Below are 21,923 nucleotides of genomic sequence, written 5' to 3' on the forward strand. Positions count from 1 at the left end.
ATAATCCGCGCCTTCGCAACGACAGACCCATCGGATGAACGCTTCGCACGCGACCGCCGCCGCCCTGCAAGTCCGGGCTCCCGCTCGCCTGCACATGGGGTTCGTCGACCTTGATGGCAGCCTCGGGCGACGCTTCGGCAGCGTGGGCCTCACGCTGGAAGGCCTGAACACCACCTTGCAGATCCGACCGGCCGCGAAACTCGAAGTCAGCGGTCACGACGCCGAGCGCGCGCGCCGCTACGCGGCGACGATCTGCGAACGCTTCAATCTCCCCCCTGCCCGCATCGACATCACCGGCGCCATCCCCTCGCACTCCGGGCTGGGCTCCGGCACACAACTTGCTCTCGCGGTCGGCATGGCGCTGGCGCGTCTGCACGGCCTGAAGCTGAGCTCGCGCGACATCGCCGGCCTGCTCGACCGTGGTGCGCGTTCAGGCATCGGTATCGGCAGTTTCGATGGCGGTGGTTTCATCGTCGATGGCGGTCGCGGCGCGCTGGACGCCCCACCGCCCATCGTCGTGCAAATGCCCTTCCCGGCGGAGTGGCGCATGGTGCTGATCTTCGATCACGCCTGTCGCGGCCTGCACGGGGCGGCCGAGAAGGAGGCATTCCGCGTGCTGCCGCCCTACAAGGCGGGGCTGGCGGACCGCTTGAGCCGGCTGGTGCTGATGCGCGCACTGCCGGCGCTGGCCGAACGCGACATCGACATGTTCGGTGCCGCGATCAACGAATTGCAGCAATGTGTCGGCGACTATTTCGCGCCGGCACAGGGCGGCCGCTACACCAGTGCGCTGGTGAGCAGTGTCGCGGAACACCTGGCCGGGCTCGGCGCAGCCTGCATCGGCCAGAGTTCTTGGGGGCCGACCGGCTTTGCGCTGGCAGCGTCGGAGGCCGACGCGAACGCCATGGTGGCGTCTGCGCGCACGCGGTTCGCGCAGGCGGAAGGACTGGAATTGATGGTGTGCGCTGCGCGCAACGAGGGCGCGCAGTGGACGGAACTGCCGGGCTGATGCCGCAGGTGCAGACCGGGAATTAGAGGAGAGGTGCGTCACCGCACCCCATAACGACGTAAGAGAGCACCCAGCCTTCGGGCGGAAAGAGCGAGAGAGACCATGGAAAACCCGTACATCCTGCACATGTTCAGCCCCACCAACAACATCAGCCCCTTCGATGTGAACATGGCGTGCGACGCCGGCTTCCAGGTGCTGATGCCCTACTCGGGCGTCGGGCTGGACCAGATCTACGGCCTCACCCAGGATGCCATCTTCTCGCGCGGCCCCAATGGCGTGAAGCGCACCGGCATCTTCATCGGCGGCCGTGACATCGGCCTGGCGGCCGACATGCTCGACGCCTGCCGTGGCGCCATGGTGCCGCCGTTCGAAGTGTCGGTGTTCGCCGACCCGTCGGGCGCCTTCACCACCGCTGCCGCCCTCGTCGCCTGCGTCGAGCGTCAGCTGCGCAAGGCGCACAACACCGAACTCGAAGGCAAGACCGTGCTGGTGCTCGGCGGTACGGGCCCGGTCGGCACCGCCGCTGCAGTGCTGGCTTCCAGTGCTGGCGCCAAGGTGCTGGTCGGCAGTCATTCGAGCGCGATGCGCGCCCGCGTCGCCTCTGAAGTCGTGAATACCCGTTACGGTTCGTCGGTCGAGCCGGTCGAAGCGGGTTCGAACGAACAGAAGGAAAGCCTGATGCCCCAGGCCAACGTCATCCTGTGCACGGCCAAGGCCGGCATCCAGGTGCTGAGCAAGGCCCAGCTCCAGAACGCGCGCTCGCTGCTGGTCGCTGCCGACGTGAACGCCGTTCCGCCGGCGGGCATCGAAGGGCTGGGCGTCATGGACGACGGCAAGCCGCTCGGCGCCGGATCGGGCAAGGCCGTCGGCATCGGCGCACTGGCCATCGGCAACGTGAAGTACCTGTGCCAGCGCGGTCTGTTCCAGCGCATGATCAACACCGACAAGCCGGTCTATCTCGACTTCCGCGACGCCTTCGCCACCGCACGCGATCTGGTCGCCTGAAGCGGAATCGCGGACGGAGCGCGGGCCGGTGTCGCACTGGCTCATCGTCGCCGGCAGTGCGCGTGCACTTGCACGCTCCTGCGTCGACGCCGGCTGGCGCTGCGACGTGATCGATCCATTTGCCGACAGCGACACCGCACGACTGGCCTGCCGGCTGGAACGCGGCGCCCTGTCGGGCGATCACTTCGATGAGCGGCTGCCGGCGCTGGTCCGGTCGATGGCCGGCAACTGGCGCGGCATCGTCGCCGGTTCGGGTTTCGAGGCCGTCCCGTCAATGCTCGACGAACTGGATGCGATCGCACCGCTCGTCGGCAACGACGCCACCACGGTCGCCCGCTGCAAGGCGCCGATGGATCTTGCAGAGACGGCGCACCGGGCCGGTATTCGCTGCGCGGAGGTCGACATCTCGGGCCCGGTGGCCGGCGACGACTGGCTGATGAAGCCGATAGGCGGATGTGGCGGCATCGGCGTGCGTCCGGCGCGAGCGGGCGAACAGATCGCCGAGGGCTGGTTCGCACAGCGCCGTATCGACGGCGTGCCGGCGTCGGTGCTGTTTCTCGCCGACGGTCACGACGCACGCATCGTCGGCGTCACGCGCCAGTATCCAGGCAGCGTGGCCGGTCCCTACGCCTGGTGCGAGGCGGTCGGCGATCTGCCGCTGAGTCCCGCACAGCAGGCGCGGCTGGCGCACGATGTCGCTGCACTGACGCAGCAGTTCGGTCTGCGTGGCCTGAATGGCGCGGATCTGGTGTTCGACGGCGAGCACGCGGTGCTGATAGAGATCAACCCGCGGCCCACCGCAACGATGATGCTTTATGAAGAGCGCGTGGTCGGCGGTCTGTTCGCCGCCCACGTCGCGGCCTGCGAAGGCCGGCTCGACGAGGTCGAACTGCTGGCCGGCGACGAGATACGCGGACTGCGCGTGGTGTATGCGCCGGACACGTTGCGTATCGGCGACGATGCGGCATGGCCGGCATGGAGCGCCGACCGGCCGCCAGCCGGCAGCACGACGGATCGCGCCATGCCGCTGTGCACGGTGCTCGCCGCTGGCCGCGACGGCGCCACCGTCAGCCGGCAACTGCGGCAACGCGAACGACAACTTCTGGACACGCCCGGCCTTTTCGCCGGACAGATGACGACAACAGCCCTTTCGTGAGGAGAACTGAAGATGAGCAACCCTGAACACGGCCCGGTGCTGACCGGCGCACAGCCCAGCGTGGGCAAGCATGTGATGGCCCTGGTCGAGGGTCTGGTGCGCGACGCCGACGCGCTGCGCATCAAGGTCGAGCCGCTGCCCGGTGGCGGCCGCGTCATCGACGCCGGCATCAACTGCCCGGGCGGCATCGAAGCCGGCCGCCGCATCACTGAAATCTGCATGGGCGGTCTCGGCACCGCCACCTTCAACACGCGCGAAGCGCACTGGCCGCTCATCATCAACGTGCATTCGACCCACCCGGTCGTCGCCTGTCTGGCCAGCCAGTACGCCGGCTGGAGCCTGTCGCACGGCGAAGGCAAGGAGGCCTTCCACGCACTGGGTTCCGGTCCGGGCCGTGCGCTGGCGGTGAAGGAGCCGCTGTACAAGGAACTGGGCTACAAGGACGACGCGAAGCACGCCGTTCTGGTGCTCGAGGTCGACCGCCAGCCGCCGGCCGAGGTACTGGCCAAGATCCGCCGCGACTGCAACGTGCCTGACGACGGCGTGACGCTCATCCTGACGCCGACGCGCAGCCTCGCCGGCACCGTGCAGGTGGTCGGCCGCGTGCTCGAAGTGGCGCTGCACAAGGTGCATGCGCTCGGCTTCCCGCTGCAGCACATCGTCGATGGCTCGGCCAGTGCACCGATCGCCCCGCCGGCGCCCGACTTCCTGAACGCGATGGGCCGCACCAACGACGCCATCCTGTTCGGTGGCGTCGCCCAGCTCTACGTCGATTGCGAGGACGACGCAGCGGCCGATCTGGCGCAGAAGCTGCCGTCGTCGGCTTCGCGCGACTACGGCCGTCCGTTCGCCGAAGTATTCAAGGAAGTGAAGTACGACTTCTACAAGATCGACCCGATGCTGTTCGCACCGGCCCGCGTGGTGGTGAGCAATCTGCGCACCGGCAAGAGCTTCCGCGCCGGCCAGATCAACACCGAACTGCTGGCCAAGTCCTTCGGCGAGGGCAAGTAATCGGCATGAGCGTGCAGCAGGCGGACATCGCCATCGTCACCGACGAGCCGGGCTGGCATGGCGCCCGGCTGCGCGAGGCCTTCCGCGCGCGCGGCCTCCTGGCCCGCTACGTCAGCCTCGGTGAGTGCCACATCGACCTGCAGCGCGGCATTTCCGGCGTCGTGATGCCGGGCTTCGAACAGAAGCTGCCGCAGGCGGTGTTCGTGCGCGGCGTGGCCGGCGGTTCGCTGCAGCAGGTCGTGCTGCGCATGGATTTCCTGCACTACCTGGGCGAACTGGGCATACCGGTCTACAACCACGCGCGCGCGATCGAGAAGAGCGTGGACAAGGCGATGACCAGCGTGCTGCTGCACCGCGCCGGCATCCCGACGCCGCCGACCTGGGTGACCGAGCAGGAAGCCGAGGCGCGCGCCGTGCTGATGCGCGAGTTCGCCGCCGGGCACGACGTGCTGGTGAAGCCGCTGTTCGGCTCGCAGGGTGAAGGCATCGTGCGGCTGAAGGCCGGCGACGCGCTGCCGGCGGCAGAAACACTGGGCAATGTCTGGTACATGCAGCGCTACAGCGCGCGCTCGCGCGACAGCGTCGGTGAGTGGTCGGACTGGCGCGTGATGGTGATCGACGGCAAACCGGTCGCCGCCATGCTGCGCCGCGGCAAGAGCTGGCTCAACAACGTCGCCCAGGGCGGCGTCTGCGAAGCGATCCCGGTGTCGCCGGACGACGCGCTGATGCGCCTGGCCGTCGACGCCACCCGCGCCTGCAGCATGGACTACGCCGGCATCGACATCCTGCGCGACGACCACGGCGAGCTCACCGTGCTCGAGGTCAACAGCATTCCGGCCTGGAAAGGCCTGCAGGGCGTGACACCGCTGAACATCGCGCAACTGCTGGCCGACGACTTGCTGCGCCGTATTCCGGGCGCCGGCGTGATCGCATGCTGAGCACGCCGGCGGCGGTGCAGCTCGCCACACTGTTCGAGCACGCCTGCCGGCTGGACGTCGAGGCGCTCAAGCCGGGTAACGTCGGCCTGCACGGCGACGGTCACCGCATGCAGGTCGATGATTTCATCGCCAGCGCACGGGCCGCAGCCGCACCGCTGTGTCGCCTGGATGCGACAGTGGGCGAGCGCATCGAGGACGCGATGCGCGCCACCTGGCAGGCGGTCGGCTGCAACACCAATCTGGGTATCGTGCTCGGCTGTGCGCCGATCGCCCATGCCGCACTGCATCGAAACAGCGACGAAACGCTGCGCGCATCGCTGCAGCGCACACTGGCCGGGCTGACGGTCATCGACGCGTCACACGCGTATGCGGCAATCCGCCTGGCTCATCCGGCAGGCATCGGGGAACGCGCCGAGCACGACGTTGCCCAAGCCCCGGTGATCACGCTGCTCGACGCGATGCAGCTGGCGGCGCACCGGGACAGCATCGCCTCGCTTTACGCAAGCGGTCATGCTCTGGTGTTCGATCACCTGCTGCGAAAGTATGTTGCAGCGCGTCGTCGATGGTGCAGTGAAGCATGGGCAGCGACCACAGTGTTCATGTTCTGTCTCGCATTGATTCCCGACACCCATATCGCGCGCAAACATGGTGCGGAAACGGCGCGCTCGATACGCGAAAAGGGCGTCCAGATGTACGTTCGGCTTGAACAATGTCGTGATCCGGTTATGATGCAAGACGCGCTGATGGCATGGGACGCAGAGCTCAAATCAGCCGGAATCAACCCCGGTACAAGCGCCGACCTGACCGTCGTGACGGCCTTCCTGGCCGACGTGCTCGAGTGGGTCGACGGGCGGCGCGAAGAGCAGCAGAAGAAGTTTTGATCCTGTGTTTCGCACCCCGGAACATGGGTTACCACCCCGGGGGGGATCTACCCCCTATAACTGCCTTGTAAATGAGGAGATTCAATATGGCGAAGATTAACGGTCTGTGTGTTGGCGAATCCCTGGTTGGTGACGGCAACGAAGTTGCTCACATCGATCTGATCATGGGCCCGCGTGGCAGCGCCGCTGAAGCCGCGTTCGCAAACGCACTGGTCAACAACAAGGACGGCTTCACGTCCCTGCTGGCCGTTGTCGCTCCGAACCTGGTCTGCAAGCCGGCCACCGTCATGTTCAACAAGGTCACCATCAAGGGCGCCAAGCAAGCCGTCCAGATGTTTGGCCCGGCACAGCGCGGCGTTGCAATGGCCGTGGCTGACAGCGTTGCTGACGGCACGATCCCGGCTGACGAAGCCGACAACCTGTTCATCTGCGTTGGCGTGTTCATCCACTGGCTGGCCGACGACGACGCGAAGATCCAGGACTTCAACTACCGCGCTGTCAAGGAATCGATCGCCCGTGCAGTTGCCGGCACCCCGACCGCTGCTGAAGTGGTTGCCAAGAAGGGTTCCGCTGCTCACCCGTTCGCCGCCAACTAAGCTTCACCGCTCGGTTAGCACGAACGCCTCCGGCCGCAAGGCCGGGGGCGTTTTCTTTTGCAGCGTCCGCCACTGTCGATATCGCGATACCTGCCGCGTCGTCGACCGGCGCAGACGACCTTATCCACGATGACTCCAGTTCAACCCGCCTCGAAAGCCGGCCGCCGCGAATGGACAGGCCTGGCCGTGATCGCCCTTCCCTGTCTGGTCTATGCGATGGACCTGACGGTGCTCAATCTCGCGCTGCCGGCGATCAGCACCGAACTCGCACCCAGTGCGGCGCAGATGCTGTGGATCATCGACATCTACGGCTTCATGGTGGCCGGCCTGCTGATCACGATGGGCACGCTGGGCGACCGCATCGGCCGCCGGCGCCTGCTGCTGGCCGGTGCGGCCGCCTTTGCGCTGACCTCGGTGCTGGCCGCCTTCGCCAGCAGCCCCGGCACGCTGATCGCGGCACGCGCCCTGCTCGGCGTGGCCGGAGCGACGCTGGCGCCGTCCACGCTTTCGCTGATCCGCAACATGTTCCATGACGAGCACGAACGACAGTTCGCCATCGGCATCTGGATCACCGCCTTCTCGGTCGGCAGTGCGCTCGGTCCGCTGATCGGCGGCGTCGTGCTGCAGTACTTCTGGTGGGGCTCGACCTTCCTGCTCGCGGTGCCGGTGATGGCACTGCTCCTGCTGCTCGGCCCCTCTCTGCTACCGGAATATCGTGACGAACATGCCGGCCGCATCGACCTCCCCAGCGTCGCGCTGTCGCTGTCCGCAGTACTGAGCACGATCTACGGTCTGAAGCACGCGGCGACGCTCGGGCCCGATGCGCTGGCGCTCGCCGCCGTGCTGGTCGGCGTGAGCCTCGGCATACTGTTCGTGCGGCGTCAGCGGACCATCGCCTACCCGCTGCTCGACGTCGCACTGTTCCGCCGCCCTGCCTTCAGCGCCACGGTGGCCGCCTACGCGCTGTCCTGCCTGGCGATGTTCGGCGTCTACATCTTCATCGCCCAGCATCTTCAGTTGGTGCTTGGCCTGTCGCCACTGGAGGCGGGCGTCGCCATCCTGCCGTGGTCGCTCGGCTTCGTGTTCGGTTCGCTGCTGTCGCCGCGACTGGCGCGTCACGTGTCGGCGGTGTCGATACTGGTGTGGGGCATAGCGATCACCGCCGTCGGCTTCGCGCTGCTGACGCTGATCGATGGCCCGCACGGCCTCGCCGTGCTGGTCGCCGCCACTGTCGTGATGAGTCTGGGCATGGCGCCGGTATTCACGATAGGCAATGACATCATCGTCAGTTCGGCGCCGCCGGAACGCGCTGGCGCGGCCGCTGCGCTGTCGGAAACCAGCGCCGAGTTCAGCGGCGCGCTGGGCATCGCGCTGTTCGGCAGCTTGGGCACGCTGATCTATCGGCACCTGCTCACCGGAAGCATGCCAGCCGACTTGCCGGCGGCGTTGTCTACCGGTGCGCTGTCGACCATAGGCGGTGCGGTCGCTGCCGCCGCACAGTTGCCCGCGCCAGCCGGCGCCGCGCTGCTGTCGGCCGCGCACGCCGCATTCACCGACGCGCTGCAGTTCACCGCCGCCTGCGGCGCGATACTGGTGGCGGGCGCCAGCCTGCTCGTCGCACGCATTCTGCGCGTACCGGCGAAAGCTGCCGCCGGGGCCGACGCGCGCTGAAAGCTCAGCGCAGTGCGGCCAGTGCCTGCGCCAGTTCAGGCACGCTGGCGACCGCAAGGTCGACCGGAACCGCCGCCGCTGACTCGCCCCGCCCGGCGCCGAACTCGTCCGGTCGCGCCAGAAAGGCGGTACGCAGACCGGCTGCAGACGCGGCTGCCAGATCGGACGAATGCGCCGCCACCATCAGCGTCTGCGCCGGTGCCAGATCGAAAGCGTCGGCCGCCGCCAGATACACCACCGGTCGCGGCTTGTAGTCGCGTGCCACTTCGGCGCCCAGCACCGCGTCCCAGACGAAGCCGTTGCGCCGCGCCAGATTCACCATCAGCGCGATATGTCCGTTCGAACATGGCGCGATCCGGTAATCACGACGCAGCATCTGCAGACCGGCCGCCACGTCCGGCCAGGCATCGAGCCGGTGCCAGGCGAGGTTGAGCGCGACACGCGTCGCCTCGTCGCAGTCGTCCAGTCCGGCGCGGGCGAGCACGATGTCGAGGTTGCGCCGATGCAACCGGTCGAGCTTGCAGAACGGAATACGCCCGGCGCGCACCTCCTCCATCGCCGGCTGGTACTCGGCCCGCCAGGCATCGGCCAGTGCGAAAGCATCGGCGCGATCGCCGAACACGGCCTGCAGTTCGCGCGCGATCGAGGTGCGCCAGTCCACCAGCGTGCCGAACACGTCGAACACCACTGCCTTCACGTCCTTCATGCGTCCTCCCGGCTAATCACCCACGACAGATCTGCATCGATTATCCGGCGCTGCGGATCTGATATCTAGCCGGTACCGGCATGACACGACCGCACGCTCGAATTCACGTGCACCGGGGAGCTGGCGGGGCTCGAGAACTCCCTTGGCGCGACGGACACCGTCGGCGCCTCGCACGACATCTCCCATGCGGCTGCACAAACGCGCAATTGGCATACGATGTCGAGGTAGCAGGGGCATCTCGCCCCCTACACCCAGAACCACGTGACATGCGACATGAGGCTCTTCATGCTGAATCGAACCTGCGCCTTCCTTGCATCTCTATTTGCGTTCGGAGCCGGACTTTCAGGATGTGCGACGTTCACTCAGGAATCGCATCAGGTACTGGTCCGTGATCCGCGCAAAGGAAAGTACGATGAACCGGCTGATGCGGAGCCTCATGCAAGGATGCAGTGGCAGTACGCCGCAATGAGCGACTATGCATACGAGGCAGCACGGCTGCGCTCCATGGCTGACAGGCAGGTCTCAACGGATACCGCCGAAAGCGACAAGGTTGCTGCATGCGGAACGATGAACAGGCCGCCCATGCCAGCCGGTTGGACGGCCTGGGAGGATTTTCCGAGCGAGACACTGACCCGGGCCATGCGAAAGAAGGGCCTCTACCTTCTCGTTCTGGAGAAGGAAACCAGCCCGCGGGAGATCGTCGTGGTCTTCGAAGGAACGAACTTTCTGGAGATTCCTGACTGGACTGCCAATCTCCGCTGGTTTCTCCGTTTCATTCCTGGACATGAGGACCAGTACACGTTTACCGCACGCCAAGTGGCCGAGGAGTTTCATGAGCGCCTGCGTTCGAATCCTCAGACTTACCTGCTCACAGCCGATTCCGATGTGCTGCGCCACCCCAACGGAGACACGATTCGGATCGTCTCGACAGGTCACTCACTGGGCGGCGGACTCGCCCAGCATTTTGCATACACCTTCAAGCAGGATCCCTCACACGCACGAGGTCCGCGAGTGTCCGAAGTATTTGCGTTTGATCCGTCCCCGGTGACGGGCTGGTACTCGTCGCCAGATCCTCCCCGCACGCACAACGCGAATGGACTGCGAATCAACCGGATATTCGAGCACGGCGAAGTCCTGGCGTATATCCGCCTCTTCACAAGCCGCCTGGCGCCGTACACCGAGCATCCGTCTGTCTGGGAATATCGCTACAACTTTGATCCAAAGGCAAACATCATTCGCAATCACTCGATGCGAAGTCTGGCGTGCGGACTGTACAGGGCTGCGCACGACCGCAAGGACACTGCCGCCGCCCAACAGCCATGAGATCCGTCAAAAAGCGAAACGTCGATTCCACCGATACAGGTCGCTAATTAATCTGCATCCATCCCCGAAGGAGCTCGTCCAATGACTGCCTGCGCAAAGCTTCCGGAAGGTGCTATTGAAGTGGTGTTGAAAGAATATGACCATCTAAAGGAAGAGGTCAGGGAACGCTTGCGCACGGCGTTTTCACACGTCGCCTATGGCGGAGCCATTGCAGCATTCGCGGTGCCTGCGGCGGACCAACTCGATAAGTGGCGACACGGCTGGATAGTCATCGCGGCGGCTGCCATCGCGGCGATCGCCCTGTTCTGGATCGCCGCCCTGAATATGAGATGGGTTCAACACTGCGGAAAATACATGTGCGACATCGAAGCACGCATCAACGCCCACTTCGGATTACGAGTTGTGGGCTGGGAACATTATGCTTCTGGCGTTCAGGCGTCGCTCTGGTGTTTGATACCGGACTCGCCCGACTGGAAGCAGCCGATAGACGATATCGAGCGGGGCGGCCGATATCCGCAGCCAGCCGTCCAAGTCGAAGAAGGGATTGACACGGACCGACGGCACGGGTCGCCCTGATACTCTGTCCAAACGCCTGATCCCATAAGCGAGACTTGCAGCACAGGTGGCCACACACTCCTGGAATCACTGCAATCGATCCCCCAATGCTTCTCTCGCCCCCGTACAGACTGCTCGCGGACGCCGTCCTTTTGCTGCACTTCGCCGTTGTGCTGTTCGTCGTCGGCGGGCTGGTGCTGGTGATCGTCGGCAACACGCTGCGCTGGCGCTGGGTCAACGCGCTGTCCTTCCGGCTGACCCATCTGGCCGCCATCGGCATCGTCGTCGCGCAGGCGTGGCTCGGTCAGGCCTGTCCGCTGACCACGCTCGAAATGTGGCTGCGCCGGCAGACGGGCGAAGCGACCTACGGTGCGAGCTTCATCGAGCACTGGCTGCAGCGGCTGCTCTATTACGAAGCGCCGTCCTGGGTATTCACGCTCGCCTATTCGCTGTTCGCACTGCTGGTGGCGGCGGCATGGTGGTACTTCCCGCCGCGGCGAGGCAGATGAGTTTCCGGCCGCGGCAGTCGCCTGGAACAAAGCCGGCGACCGACGATGTCCATATCGCGATCAGTAGCTGCCGGCCTCGACCGCCTGCAGGCCCAGTATCGCCTGACGCATGTCGCCGTCCTTCGGCTCCGCCTTGCTGCAGGCCTGGTCGCAGCCGCCCAGTATCGGGCAGCGTCCGAACAGTTCGGCCGCCCAGTCGACGAAGGCGCGCACCTTGGGCGACAGGTGACGGTTCTGCAGATAGACCACCGAAATCGGCATCGGTGATGGCCGCCACTGCGGCAGCACTTCGCGCAAGGCACCCGACTGCAGGTGGGCCTGCACCATGAAGCGCGGCGGCTGGATCAGGCCGAAACCCTGCAGCCCGCAAGCGACGTAGGCGTCACCGTCGTTCACCGACACCTTGCCCGGCACCTTGACTTCGGTTACCTCGCCCTCGACGACGAAATCGAGGTCGTAGATGCGACCGGTGCGGCTGGAGAAGTAATGCACCGCGCGATGCTGCTGCAGGTCGGCCAACGCGACCGGCTCGCCGTGACGTTCGATGTAATCGGGCGACGCGCAGGTTACGGTCTCCATCGTGCCGATGCGTCGCGCGACCAGCGTCGAGTCCTGCAGTTCGCCGATGCGGATGACGCAATCGACGCTTTCCCGCACCAGGTCGACCGGACGGTCGCCCATGCCAATGGCCAGTTCGATGTCCGGATAGCGGCTGTGGAATTCGCACATGCGCGGAATCAGCACCAGCCGCCCGACCGGCGCCGGCACGTCAATGCGCAGACGGCCCTTGGGCCCGCGGGCCACCTCGCGGAAGGACGCTTCCGCCTCCTCGACGTCGGCCAGGATGCGCGCACAGCGCTCGTAATAGGCGGCGCCGTCGGGTGTCAGGCTGATGCGCCGCGTCGTGCGGTTGAGCAGACGCACCTGCAGCAGGTTTTCCAGGTTCTGCACCGCGGTAGTGACCGTGGCACGCGGCAGGCCGAGGCTGTCGGCGGCACGCGTGAAACTGTTGGAATCGACGACGCGGGTAAACACCTGCATGGCCTGGAAACGATCCATGGCGCAACTCCGGACAAGGGTGGGCAAGCGAGCGCGCACCGGACCCCCGTCCGATTATTCGCACTCAGCGAACAGTGTTACCAGATTAGACCAGTTTATCCACAGCGAGCCAACATACAGAATCCGGTCACACCTTGACCCCGGCATAGCCGGCAGGACTGACCGCATGAATCTGCTGCACCCCGACGCGCACGGCACCGCTGCACCGCACGTGCGCAACATCGACATCGCCGGCCCGCACGGCCGCCTGCCGCTGCGCATCTACCAGCCGCGTTCGGACACCCTGCTGCCGCTGGTGATGTATCTGCACGGCGGCGGCTTCGTCGGCGGATCGCTGGACGACGCCGACGTGCCGGCGCGCCACATCGCGGCGACGCTGCCCGCGGTCGTGGTGTCGGTCGATTACGCGCTGGCGCCGGCACACCCGTTTCCGGCTGCGCCCGAGGACGCCTACGCGGCGACGCTGTGGGCCGCCGACAACGCGGCCACGCTCGGCGCCGACGCGCAGCGCATCGCGGTCGCCGGCGACGACGCTGGCGGCAACCTCGCCGCCAGCCTGGCGCTGATCGCGCGCGACCGGCAGGACGTGCACATCGCCGTGCAGGTGCTGATCGGCCCGATGCTGGACCCGAGCATGACGCGCACCGGCGACGCCGCGCGTCTGCAGTCCGACCTGCGCGCCGAAGACTGCGCCGACTGCTACCGCCAGTACCTGCCGCAGCTGTCGCAGCGCCTGCACCCCTACGCCGCACCGCTGGAGTCGTGCCGCCAGGCCGGTCTGCCGGCAGCCTACATCGCCACCGCCGGGCGCGACCTGCTGCATTGCGAAGCCGAGAAATATGCCGCGGCGCTGATCGCCGCCGGCGTGCACACCCAGGTCGAGCGTTTCGCCGGCATCACGCACGCCACCCTGCTCGCCCATCCGCCGCTGCTCGACGGCGTCGTCCAGTTCCTGCGCTGCCGGCTCGGCCGCGCGCAGGCCGGTCACAACGACGCCCGTCACGCCGTCTGAACACCGATCCGATGCCTCTTCATTCCATCCAACCCTCCAGCAAGGAAGCCGCCATGTCCATCCCGCACACGCGCACCGCCCTCGCCCTCGTCATCACCGCACTGGTTGCCACCGGCGGCTTTGCCGTCATGCGCGCACAAGCCGACACACCGCCCGCCGCAGCGGCCACGCCGGCCGCCACCCCGGTCGAAGTGGCCGAGGTCAGCCGCCAGACCATCATCGACTGGCAGGACTATTCCGGCCGGCTGGAGGCGGTGGATCGCGTCGAAATACGGCCCCTGGTGTCTGGCACGCTGACCGCCGTGCATTTCCGCGACGGCGCCCGCGTGAAGAAGGGCGACGTGCTGTTTACCATCGATCCGCGCCCCTACGCGGCCGAAGTCGAGCGTGCGCAGGCGCAGCTCGCCGCCGCCGAAACGCGTGCCGGCTACACCGCGACCGAACTGGCGCGCGGCCAGCGCCTGGCGGCCGACAACGCGATCGCGAAGCGCGACCTCGACGAGAAGCAGAACGCCGCGCGCGAAGCCGCCGCCCAGGTCCAGGCGGCGCAGGCCGCGCTGACCGCGGCGAAACTCAACCTCGAATACACGCGCATCACCGCCCCGGTGTCTGGGCGCATTTCGCGCGCCGAAGTGACCGTGGGCAATATCGTCGCCGCCGGCGCCGGCACCACGCCGCTGACCACGCTGGTGTCGATGGACAAGATCTACGCCGCCTTCGACGTCGACGAGCAGAGCTTCCTGAAGTACGTGAATCCGGCTCGCGCCGCCGGCGGCGAACCGGTGCCGGTCTTCCTCGGCCTGGCCGACGAAGAGGGCCATTCGCGCCGCGGCACCGTGGCCTCGGTCGACAACCGCCTCGACACCTCGTCCGGCACCATCCGCGTACGCGCCGTGTTCGACAACGCCGACGGCCTGCTGCTGCCCGGCCTCTACGCGCGCATCCGCCTCGGTGGCGGTGCCCCGCGCGAGGCGGTGCTGATCGACGAACGCGCCATCGGCACCGATCAGGACAAGCGCTTCGTGCTGGTGGTCGACGAGACCAACCGCACCGCCTACCGCGAAGTGCGGCTGGGCGCGCGTCAGAGTGGCCTGCGCATCATCGAGAACGGCCTGAACGCCGGCGAACGCATCGTCGTCAGCGGTCTGCAGCGCACCCGCCCGGGCGACACCGTGGCACCGAAGAGCGTGCCGATGAACCGCGAAAGCCTGGTCGGTGCGCCCGCGCAGCCGGCCCGGCGTGCTCCGAACGTGAAGGCCTGATGCCATGAACATTTCCAGATTCTTCATCGACCGACCCATCTTCGCCGGTGTGCTGTCGGTGCTCATCCTGCTGGCCGGCGCGCTGTCGCTGTTCCAGCTGCCCATTTCCGAATACCCGGAAGTGGTGCCGCCGTCGGTCGTCGTGCGCGCCCAGTTCCCGGGCGCCAACCCCAAGGTGATCGCCGAAACCGTGGCCTCGCCGCTGGAAGAGGCGATCAACGGCGTCGAGGACATGCTGTACATGCAGTCGCAGGCCAACAGCGACGGCAACCTGACGCTGACCGTCTACTTCAACCTCGGCATGGACCCGGACAAGGCGCAGCAGCTGGTGCAGAACCGTGTGTCGCAGGCGATGCCAAGGCTGCCGGAAGACGTGCAGCGGCTGGGCGTGACCACGCTCAAGAGCTCGCCCACGCTGACCATGGTGGTGCACCTGATTTCGCCGGATAACCGCTACGACACGACCTATCTGCGCAACTACGCCGTCATCAACGTGAAGGACCGGCTGGCGCGCATCAAGGGCGTCGGTGAGGTCGGCCTGTTCGGTTCCGGCAACTACGCCATGCGCGTGTGGCTCGATCCGCAGAAGGTGGCCCAGCGCAACATGACCGCCAGCGACGTGGTGCGCGCGATCCGTGAGCAGAACGTGCAGGTGGCGGCCGGCGTCATCGGTGCCTCACCGAATTCGGCCGACGTGCCGCTGCAGCTGTCGGTCAACGCGCAAGGTCGTCTGCAGACGGTCGAGGAGTTCTCGGACATCATCCTGAAGTCCTCGCCCGACGGCAGCATCACGCGGCTGGCCGACGTCGCCCGGGTCGAACTGGCGGCCTCCGAGTACGGCCTGCGCTCACTGCTCGACAACAAGCCGGCGGTGGCGCTGCCCATCCGTCAGGCGCCCGGTGCCAACGCGCTCGACGTGTCGGCCGCGGTGCGCGAAACCATGGCCGAACTGGCCAAGGATTTCCCGCCCTCGGTCGAATACCGCATCGTCTACGACCCCACGCAGTTCGTCCGCGCGTCGATCAAGGCGGTCATCGTGACGCTGCTCGAAGCGATCGCGCTGGTGGTGCTGGTGGTCATCGTGTTCCTGCAGACCTGGCGCGCCTCCATCATCCCGCTGCTGGCGGTGCCGGTGTCCATCGTCGGCACCTTCTCGCTGATGCTGGGCTTCGGTTACTCGATCAACGCGCTGTCGCTGTTCGGCATGGTGCTGGCGATCGGCATCGTGGTCGATGACGCCATCGTGGTGGTCGAGAACGTGGAGCGCAACATCGCCGAAGGGCTGTCGGCACGCGAAGCCACCTACCGCGCAATGCAGGAGGTGAGCGGGCCCATCATCGCCATCGCGCTGACCCTGGTCGCCGTGTTCGTGCCACTGGCTTTCATGACCGGCCTGACCGGCCAGTTCTACAAGCAGTTCGCGATGACCATCGCCATCTCGACGGTGATCTCCGCCTTCAACTCGCTGACGCTGTCGCCGGCACTGGCCGCCATGCTGCTGAAGGGTCACGACGCCAAGCCGGACGCGCTGACGCGGGCGATGAACGCCGTGTTCGGCGGCTTCTTCGCGCGCTTCAACCGCTTCTTCAACCGCAGCTCGGAAAGCTACGGGCGCGGCGTCAGCGGCATGATCCAGCGCAAGGGCGCAGCCATGGGCGTGTATGCCGTGCTGCTCGGCGCAACGGTCGGCCTGTCCTATCTGGTGCCCGGCGGCTTCGTGCCGGCGCAGGACAAGCAGTACCTGATCAGCTTCACCCAGCTGCCGGCCGGCGCCTCGATCGACCGCACCGAAGACGTGATCCGCCGCATGGGCGAGATCGCGCTGGCACAGCCGGGCGTCGAGAACGCGGTCGCCTTCCCCGGTCTGTCGATCAACGGCTTCACCAACAGTTCGAGCGCCGGCATCGTATTCGCGACGCTGAAGCCCTTCGACGAGCGCAAGAGCCCGGAACTGTCGGCCGGCGCAATCGCTGCGTCGCTGAACGCCAAGTTCGCCGACATCAAGGACGCCTACATCGCCGTGTTCCCGCCGCCGCCGGTCATGGGTCTGGGCACGCTGGGCGGCTTCAAGCTGCAGCTGCAGGACCGCGGAGCGCTCGGCTACGCCGAACTGGAAGCGGCCAAGGAAGCCTTCATCGCCGCCGCAGCGAAGGCGCCGGAACTGGGCCCGACCTTCTCCAGCTACCAGATCAACGTGCCGCAGCTCGACGTCGATCTGGACCGCGTGAAGGCCAAGCAGCTCGGCGTGCCGATCACCGACGTGTTCGACACCATGCAGATCTATCTCGGTTCGCTCTACGTGAATGACTTCAACCGCTTCGGTCGCGTCTATCAGGTGCGTGCCCAGGCTGACGCGCCCTTCCGCGCCGAAGCCGCGGACATCCTGGCGCTGAAGACACGCAACGCGAATGGCGACATGGTGCCGCTGTCCTCGCTGGTCAAGGTGAAGCAGAGCTTCGGCCCGGAAATGGTGGTGCGCTACAACGGCTACACCTCGGCCGACATCAACGGCGGCCCGGCGCCCGGCTATTCGTCCGACCAGGCGCAGGCCGCGGCCGAGCGCATCGCCGACGAGGTGCTGCCGCGCGGCGTCAAGTACGAATGGACGGACCTGATCTACCAGAAGATCCTGGCCGGCAACGCCGGTGTCTGGGTGTTCCCGATCAGCGTGCTGCTGGTGTTCCTGGTGCTGGCCGCGCAGTACGAAAGCCTCACGCTGCCGCTGGCCGTCATCCTCATCGTGCCGATGAGCATCCTGGCCGCGCTGACCGGCGTCTGGCTCACCGCCGGCGACAACAACATCTTCACGCAGATCGGTCTGATGGTGCTGGTCGGGCTGTCGGCGAAGAACGCCATCCTGATCGTCGAATTCGCCCGTGAGCTGGAACTGCGCGGACGCGGCATCGTCGAGGCGGCGATCGAAGCCAGCCGGCTGCGCCTGCGCCCGATCCTGATGACGTCGATCGCTTTCATCATGGGCGTGGTGCCGCTGGTCACGTCGAGCGGTGCCGGTTCGGAAATGCGTCATGCCATGGGCGTGGCGGTGTTCTCCGGCATGCTGGGCGTCACCTTCTTCGGCCTCTTCCTGACCCCGGTGTTCTACGTGCTGCTGCGCAAGGCCTCGGGCAAGCGCCTCACTCACGCCGGCCACACGCCGCTGCCCGATGTCGCAGCCGTCGCCCACTGATCCGGAGCAAGACATGAACGCATTCGATTTCCATACCCTGCGCCGCACTGCCGCGCTGAGCGCAAGTCTGCTGGTGCTGGCGGGCTGCTCGGTGATGCAGACCTACGAACGCCCGGCGGTCGATACGCCGCAGGCATTCAAGGAGGCACCCGCCGGCAATGCCGACTGGAAGCCGGCCCAACCCTCCGAGGAACTGGCGCGCGGCGAGTGGTGGACGGTGTTCGGCGACGGTCGCCTGAACACGCTGGTCGCGCAGGCGATGGACGCCAACCAGGACCTGAAGGCTGCGGCCGCGCGCCTCGCCCAGTCGCGTGCACTGGTGCGCGACGCCCGCTCGCAGCAGTCGCCGCAGGTTGGCGCCGGCTTCGGGCCGACGCGGCAACGGCAGTCACCGGCGGCACAGGGTCTCGACGACAGCGCGGACGGTCGCGCCCTCACGCTGTGGCGGGCGCAGGCCACCGTCGCCTACGAGGTCGATCTGTTCGGCCGCGTGGCCGCCGGCGTCGATGCGGCCAGCGCCACCGCGCAGCAGCGCGAAGCGCTGTTCCGTTCGCTGCAGCTCGCGCTGCAGGCCGACGTCGCACAGACCTATTTCCTGATCCGCGAGCTGGACGCCGAACAGGCGCTCTACAGCGGCACCGTGCAGCTGCGCACCGACACGCTGCGCCTGGTGCAGCGGCGCTATGACGAAGGCGATGTGAGCGAGCTGGAGCTGGCGCGCGCGAAGACCGAACTGGCGTCGGCGCAGTCCGAGTCCTTCGGCGTGTCGCGCCGTCGCGCCAACGCCGAACACGCGCTGGCACTGCTGCTGGGCCGCGCGCCGGCCGACTTCGCGCTCGAGCCACAGCCGCTCGCACGGGTCACGCTCGACATACCGCCGGGCCTGCCTTCGGCATTGCTCGAACGGCGGCCCGACATCGCCGCCGCCGAACGCGCGATGGCCGCGGCCAACGCCCGTGTCGGCATCGCGCAGGCGGCGTGGTTTCCGCGTCTGAACCTGACCGGCGCACTGGGCTACGAATCGTCCGAACTGGGCAATCTGTTCCAGTGGAGCACGCGCAGCTTCGTGCTCGGACCGCTGGTCGGCACCGCGCTGACGCTGCCCATCTTCGATGGCGGCGCGCGCGAAGCCGGGTTGGAACGCGCCCGCGCCGTCTATGACGAAGAGGTCGCCGCCTACCGCCAGACGGTGCTCGGCGCCTTCCGCGAAGTCGAGGACAACCTGGCCGGGCTGCGCATCCTGGCGGAGCAGACGCGCACGCAGGATGAAGCCGTGCAGGCCGCCATGCGTGCGGCAGAGCTGTCACAGATCCAGTACCGCGAAGGTTCGGTCAGCCAGCTCGACGTGATCGACGCCGACCGCAGCGTGCTGCTGCAGCGGCGCATCGCGTCGCAGCTCGAAGGCGAACGTGCGCGCGCCGCCGTGGGTCTTATCCGTGCGCTGGGTGGCGGCTGGCACAGCCGCGCGCCCGCAGATATTTCCGACGCAGGGCCGGACCAGCCCCTGCACGCCCGCAATCCCTGAGGAGCTAGAGCATGAACACGCAACAGAAAGTCGCCTTCATCACCGGTGGCAACCGGGGTATCGGCCTGGAAACCGCACGCGGCCTCGGCCGCCTCGGCATCGAAGTGGTGATCGGCGTGCGCGATCCGGACAAGGGCGAAGAAGCCGTCGCCGCACTGCGCAACGAAGGCATTCACGCCTCGGCCATCGGCTTCGACGCAACCAAGCCGGCGACCTTCCAGGCGGTGTACGACCACTTCGCCAGCCAGTACGGCCGGCTCGACATCCTGGTGAACAACGCGGGCATCGCGCTCGGCGATTTCTTCGCGCCGAACGCCAGCACGGTGTCGCAGGACGTCCTGCGCCGCACCTTCGACGTGAACTTCTTCGCCGTGATCGAACTGACGCAGATCCTGCTGCCGCTGATCCGCCAGGCACCGGCCGGCCGCATCGTGAACCTGTCGTCCATCCTCGGTTCGCTCGGCACGCACTGCGCACCGGATTCGCCGATCGCGCCGGCCAAGGAAGTCGCCTACAACGCGTCGAAGACCGCACTGAACGCCTACACCGTGCACCTGGCGGCCGAACTGGCCGACACGCCGATCAAGGTGAACTCCGCCCACCCGGGCTGGGTGAAGACCGACATGGGCGGCCCGAACGCGCCGATGGACATCGCCGACGGCGGCAAGACCAGCGTGCAACTGGCCACACTGCCGGCCGACGGCCCGACCGGCGGCTTCTTCCACATGGGCGAAGCCCTGCCCTGGTAAGTCGCCTGCACGCGGCAACTGTGCTGCCGCGTGCCGCGTAACACTTGTGCGCTGCGGCTCGCCTGGCGGCGGGCCGCGCGCTAGATTCAGCGCTCCCGCACTTCACCGGAGCCCGTCTTGAGCCGCCCTGCCATTCTCGTCGCCCGCTACGTCCTGCCTGAACTGATCGAGCGCCTGTCGTCGCATTTCGACGTCGACGCCAACCAGGAAGACCGCGTGCTCACGCAGTCCGAACTGATTGCGCGGCTGCAGGGCAAGTCCGGGGTCTTCATCACCGCCAACGAAAAGATCGACGCCGCGCTGCTCGACGCCTGCCCCGGCCTGCGCGCCGTGTGCACGATGGCGGTCGGCTACAACAATATCGACGTCGCCGCCTGCACCGCGCGCGGCATCCTGGTCAGCAACACGCCGGACGTGCTGACCGAATCGACCGCCGACTTCGGCTTCGCGCTGATGATGGCGGCCGCCCGCCGCGTCACCGAGAGCGAACGCTTCCTGCGCGACGGCCGGTGGACGCACTGGACCTACACGCTGATGAATGGTGTCGACGTGTACGGCAAGACGCTGGGCATCTTCGGCATGGGCCGCATCGGCCAGGCCATCGCCCGCCGCGGCGCGTTCGGCTTCGGCATGAAGGTGATCTACCACAACCGCAGCCCGCTCCCGGCCGCCATCGAAACGCCGCTCGGCGCGCGCTGGGTGGACAAGGACACGCTGCTGCGCGAAGCCGATCATCTGATACTGGTGGTGCCCTATTCGCCGGCCGTGCACCACGCCATCGGCGCTGCAGAACTGGCACAGATGAAGCCGACCGCCACGCTGACCAATATCGCGCGCGGCGGCGTGGTCGACGATGCTGCGCTGGTCGAGGCGCTGCGCAGCGGCCGCATCGGCGCCGCCGCGCTCGACGTGTATGAAGGCGAACCGAAGCTGAATCCGGGCCTGCTCGAAGTGCCCAACGTCGTGCTGACGCCGCACATCGCCAGTGCCACCGGCGCCACCCGCAAGGCCATGGCCGACCTCGCCGCCGACAACCTGATCGCCGCGCTGACCGGCGGCACGCCGCCGACGCCGGTCAGGCTCTGAGCACGAGCGCTGCCGGGTCCGGGCCGGCCGGGCACTGCTGTCGCGCGTTAACCTCGGCCAGGAATTCCAGCACCCAGCGGTCGACGCGCGGCAGGCAGCCGGCCAGCGAGTCCTGCAGTGAGTCGAGTTCGAAGTAGTCCGGCTCGTGCAGATAGGGGTGGGTCATCGCGCCCACGTCCGCCGCGTCGTGACTCAGATCGACGACACGATGATCGATGTAGTTGTATTGGTGCTGGAAATGGCCGCGCAGCGAACCGCCGAAGACGCGGTTCATGAACAGCGAGCCGTAGCGGCAGGAACCGGACAAGTCGACCGGCACCACCACATTGCGTTCGACCGCCAGCTCGCACCACTTGCGGAACACGAAATCCTTGGCGTGCAGGAAATGCGCGCCGGTACAGGCGAGTTGCCCGGGGTGACAGGCGTTCCAGTCGGCATGCATGGTGAGCCCGGGGCGATGACGGTCGCCCACCGTAGCACGCCGCCGGGCCTGTGCAAGGACGCGCGGTTGAGCTCGGAAGACCTCAGATTCAAACCGCCAGACTGCGCCACCCCTGTACGAGCGGTCTTCTGACCGCGACAGTGCCTTTGATCGCGCAACGCTTCAGGTCCAAACGCCGCAGTCGCGGTCAGAAGACCGCTCCTTGTATTGTCTTTACCTCCCGAGGGGCACCTCGGGACGA

General features: G+C 66.9%; 20 protein-coding genes. 17 read left to right on the forward strand and 3 right to left on the reverse strand.

Features of this window, described 5'->3' with window-relative positions:
• Window positions 1–34 precede the first annotated feature (34 nt).
• The 8 genes from WDZ97_RS06785 (at window position 35) to WDZ97_RS06820 (ending at window position 8,267) form a co-directional block, all read left to right on the forward strand.
• Window positions 35–1,009, forward strand: coding sequence for a beta-ribofuranosylaminobenzene 5'-phosphate synthase family protein (locus WDZ97_RS06785; RefSeq protein ID WP_425762225.1), 975 nt, complete (start codon window positions 35–37; stop codon window positions 1,007–1,009).
• A 102-nt stretch (window positions 1,010–1,111) separates the two neighbouring features.
• Window positions 1,112–2,014, forward strand: a complete 903-nt coding sequence (locus WDZ97_RS06790) for an NAD(P)-dependent methylenetetrahydromethanopterin dehydrogenase (protein WP_019918606.1) — start codon at window positions 1,112–1,114, stop codon at window positions 2,012–2,014.
• Window positions 2,015–2,042: 28 nt separating this feature from the next.
• Window positions 2,043–3,170 (forward strand): ATP-grasp domain-containing protein, encoded by a 1,128-nt coding sequence (locus WDZ97_RS06795; RefSeq protein WP_425762226.1) that lies wholly within the window; start codon window positions 2,043–2,045, stop codon window positions 3,168–3,170.
• Window positions 3,171–3,182: 12 nt separating this feature from the next.
• Complete coding sequence (gene mch / locus WDZ97_RS06800; protein ID WP_296810798.1) at window positions 3,183–4,181, forward strand: methenyltetrahydromethanopterin cyclohydrolase; 999 nt, start codon at window positions 3,183–3,185, stop codon at window positions 4,179–4,181.
• Window positions 4,182–4,186: 5 nt separating this feature from the next.
• Entirely contained in the window at window positions 4,187–5,119 is a 933-nt protein-coding gene (locus tag WDZ97_RS06805) for an ATP-grasp domain-containing protein (protein WP_425762227.1), read from the forward strand.
• Window positions 5,113–6,000: a triphosphoribosyl-dephospho-CoA synthase gene (locus tag WDZ97_RS06810; protein ID WP_425762228.1), complete on the forward strand. Its 888-nt coding sequence runs from the start codon at window positions 5,113–5,115 to the stop codon at window positions 5,998–6,000. The genes WDZ97_RS06805 and WDZ97_RS06810 overlap by 7 nt, the downstream gene beginning before the upstream one ends.
• 86 nt (window positions 6,001–6,086) lie before the next feature.
• A complete protein-coding gene (gene fae, locus WDZ97_RS06815) occupies window positions 6,087–6,596 on the forward strand; it encodes a formaldehyde-activating enzyme (RefSeq protein WP_019918611.1) in 510 nt (169 codons plus the stop codon).
• Window positions 6,597–6,725: 129 nt separating this feature from the next.
• Window positions 6,726–8,267 (forward strand): MFS transporter, encoded by a 1,542-nt coding sequence (locus WDZ97_RS06820; protein WP_425762229.1) that lies wholly within the window; start codon window positions 6,726–6,728, stop codon window positions 8,265–8,267.
• A gap of 4 nt (window positions 8,268–8,271) precedes the next feature.
• On the opposite strand, the gene WDZ97_RS06825 is transcribed toward WDZ97_RS06820, so the two are convergent.
• A complete protein-coding gene (locus WDZ97_RS06825; RefSeq protein ID WP_425762230.1) occupies window positions 8,272–8,973 on the reverse strand; it encodes a haloacid dehalogenase type II in 702 nt (233 codons plus the stop codon).
• A 285-nt stretch (window positions 8,974–9,258) separates the two neighbouring features.
• Between WDZ97_RS06825 and WDZ97_RS06830 the strand changes: the two genes are divergently transcribed.
• The 3 genes from WDZ97_RS06830 (at window position 9,259) to WDZ97_RS06840 (ending at window position 11,360) form a co-directional block, all read left to right on the forward strand.
• The gene (locus WDZ97_RS06830; RefSeq protein WP_425762231.1) at window positions 9,259–10,296 is read left to right on the forward strand and encodes a lipase family protein; all 1,038 of its coding nucleotides are present in this window, start codon (window positions 9,259–9,261) and stop codon (window positions 10,294–10,296) included.
• Between the two features lie 81 nt (window positions 10,297–10,377).
• The gene (locus tag WDZ97_RS06835; RefSeq protein WP_425762232.1) at window positions 10,378–10,872 is read left to right on the forward strand and encodes a hypothetical protein; all 495 of its coding nucleotides are present in this window, start codon (window positions 10,378–10,380) and stop codon (window positions 10,870–10,872) included.
• 86 nt (window positions 10,873–10,958) lie between these two features.
• Window positions 10,959–11,360: a DUF2784 domain-containing protein gene (locus tag WDZ97_RS06840; protein ID WP_425762233.1), complete on the forward strand. Its 402-nt coding sequence runs from the start codon at window positions 10,959–10,961 to the stop codon at window positions 11,358–11,360.
• A gap of 60 nt (window positions 11,361–11,420) precedes the next feature.
• Here the strand turns inward: WDZ97_RS06840 and WDZ97_RS06845 are convergent, their stop codons facing one another.
• Window positions 11,421–12,419: a LysR family transcriptional regulator gene (locus WDZ97_RS06845; RefSeq protein ID WP_304003529.1), complete on the reverse strand. Its 999-nt coding sequence runs from the start codon at window positions 12,417–12,419 to the stop codon at window positions 11,421–11,423.
• Between the two features lie 166 nt (window positions 12,420–12,585).
• On the opposite strand from WDZ97_RS06845, the gene WDZ97_RS06850 reads away from it, so the two are divergent.
• From WDZ97_RS06850 to WDZ97_RS06875, 6 genes are all read left to right on the forward strand, one after another.
• Window positions 12,586–13,431: an alpha/beta hydrolase gene (locus WDZ97_RS06850; RefSeq protein ID WP_304003530.1), complete on the forward strand. Its 846-nt coding sequence runs from the start codon at window positions 12,586–12,588 to the stop codon at window positions 13,429–13,431.
• A gap of 53 nt (window positions 13,432–13,484) precedes the next feature.
• Window positions 13,485–14,693 (forward strand): efflux RND transporter periplasmic adaptor subunit, encoded by a 1,209-nt coding sequence (locus WDZ97_RS06855; protein ID WP_425762234.1) that lies wholly within the window; start codon window positions 13,485–13,487, stop codon window positions 14,691–14,693.
• 4 nt (window positions 14,694–14,697) lie between these two features.
• A complete protein-coding gene (locus WDZ97_RS06860; RefSeq protein ID WP_304003533.1) occupies window positions 14,698–17,880 on the forward strand; it encodes an efflux RND transporter permease subunit in 3,183 nt (1,060 codons plus the stop codon).
• Window positions 17,881–17,893: 13 nt separating this feature from the next.
• Window positions 17,894–19,405 (forward strand): efflux transporter outer membrane subunit, encoded by a 1,512-nt coding sequence (locus WDZ97_RS06865; RefSeq protein ID WP_425762235.1) that lies wholly within the window; start codon window positions 17,894–17,896, stop codon window positions 19,403–19,405.
• Between the two features lie 11 nt (window positions 19,406–19,416).
• On the forward strand, window positions 19,417–20,154 hold the full coding sequence (locus WDZ97_RS06870) for an SDR family oxidoreductase (RefSeq protein WP_425762236.1): 738 nt from the start codon (window positions 19,417–19,419) through the stop codon (window positions 20,152–20,154).
• A gap of 117 nt (window positions 20,155–20,271) precedes the next feature.
• The gene (locus WDZ97_RS06875; protein ID WP_425762237.1) at window positions 20,272–21,240 is read left to right on the forward strand and encodes a 2-hydroxyacid dehydrogenase; all 969 of its coding nucleotides are present in this window, start codon (window positions 20,272–20,274) and stop codon (window positions 21,238–21,240) included.
• Here WDZ97_RS06875 and WDZ97_RS06880 read toward each other — a convergent pair.
• Window positions 21,230–21,712 (reverse strand): transcriptional regulator, encoded by a 483-nt coding sequence (locus WDZ97_RS06880; RefSeq protein WP_425762238.1) that lies wholly within the window; start codon window positions 21,710–21,712, stop codon window positions 21,230–21,232. The genes WDZ97_RS06875 and WDZ97_RS06880 overlap by 11 nt on opposite strands.
• Between the last annotated feature and the right edge of the window lie 211 nt (window positions 21,713–21,923).

Origin of the sequence: Methyloversatilis sp. MC4-4 (assembly GCF_049843555.1) — a bacterium.
Taxonomy (GTDB): Bacteria; Pseudomonadota; Gammaproteobacteria; order Burkholderiales; family Rhodocyclaceae; genus Methyloversatilis; species Methyloversatilis discipulorum_B.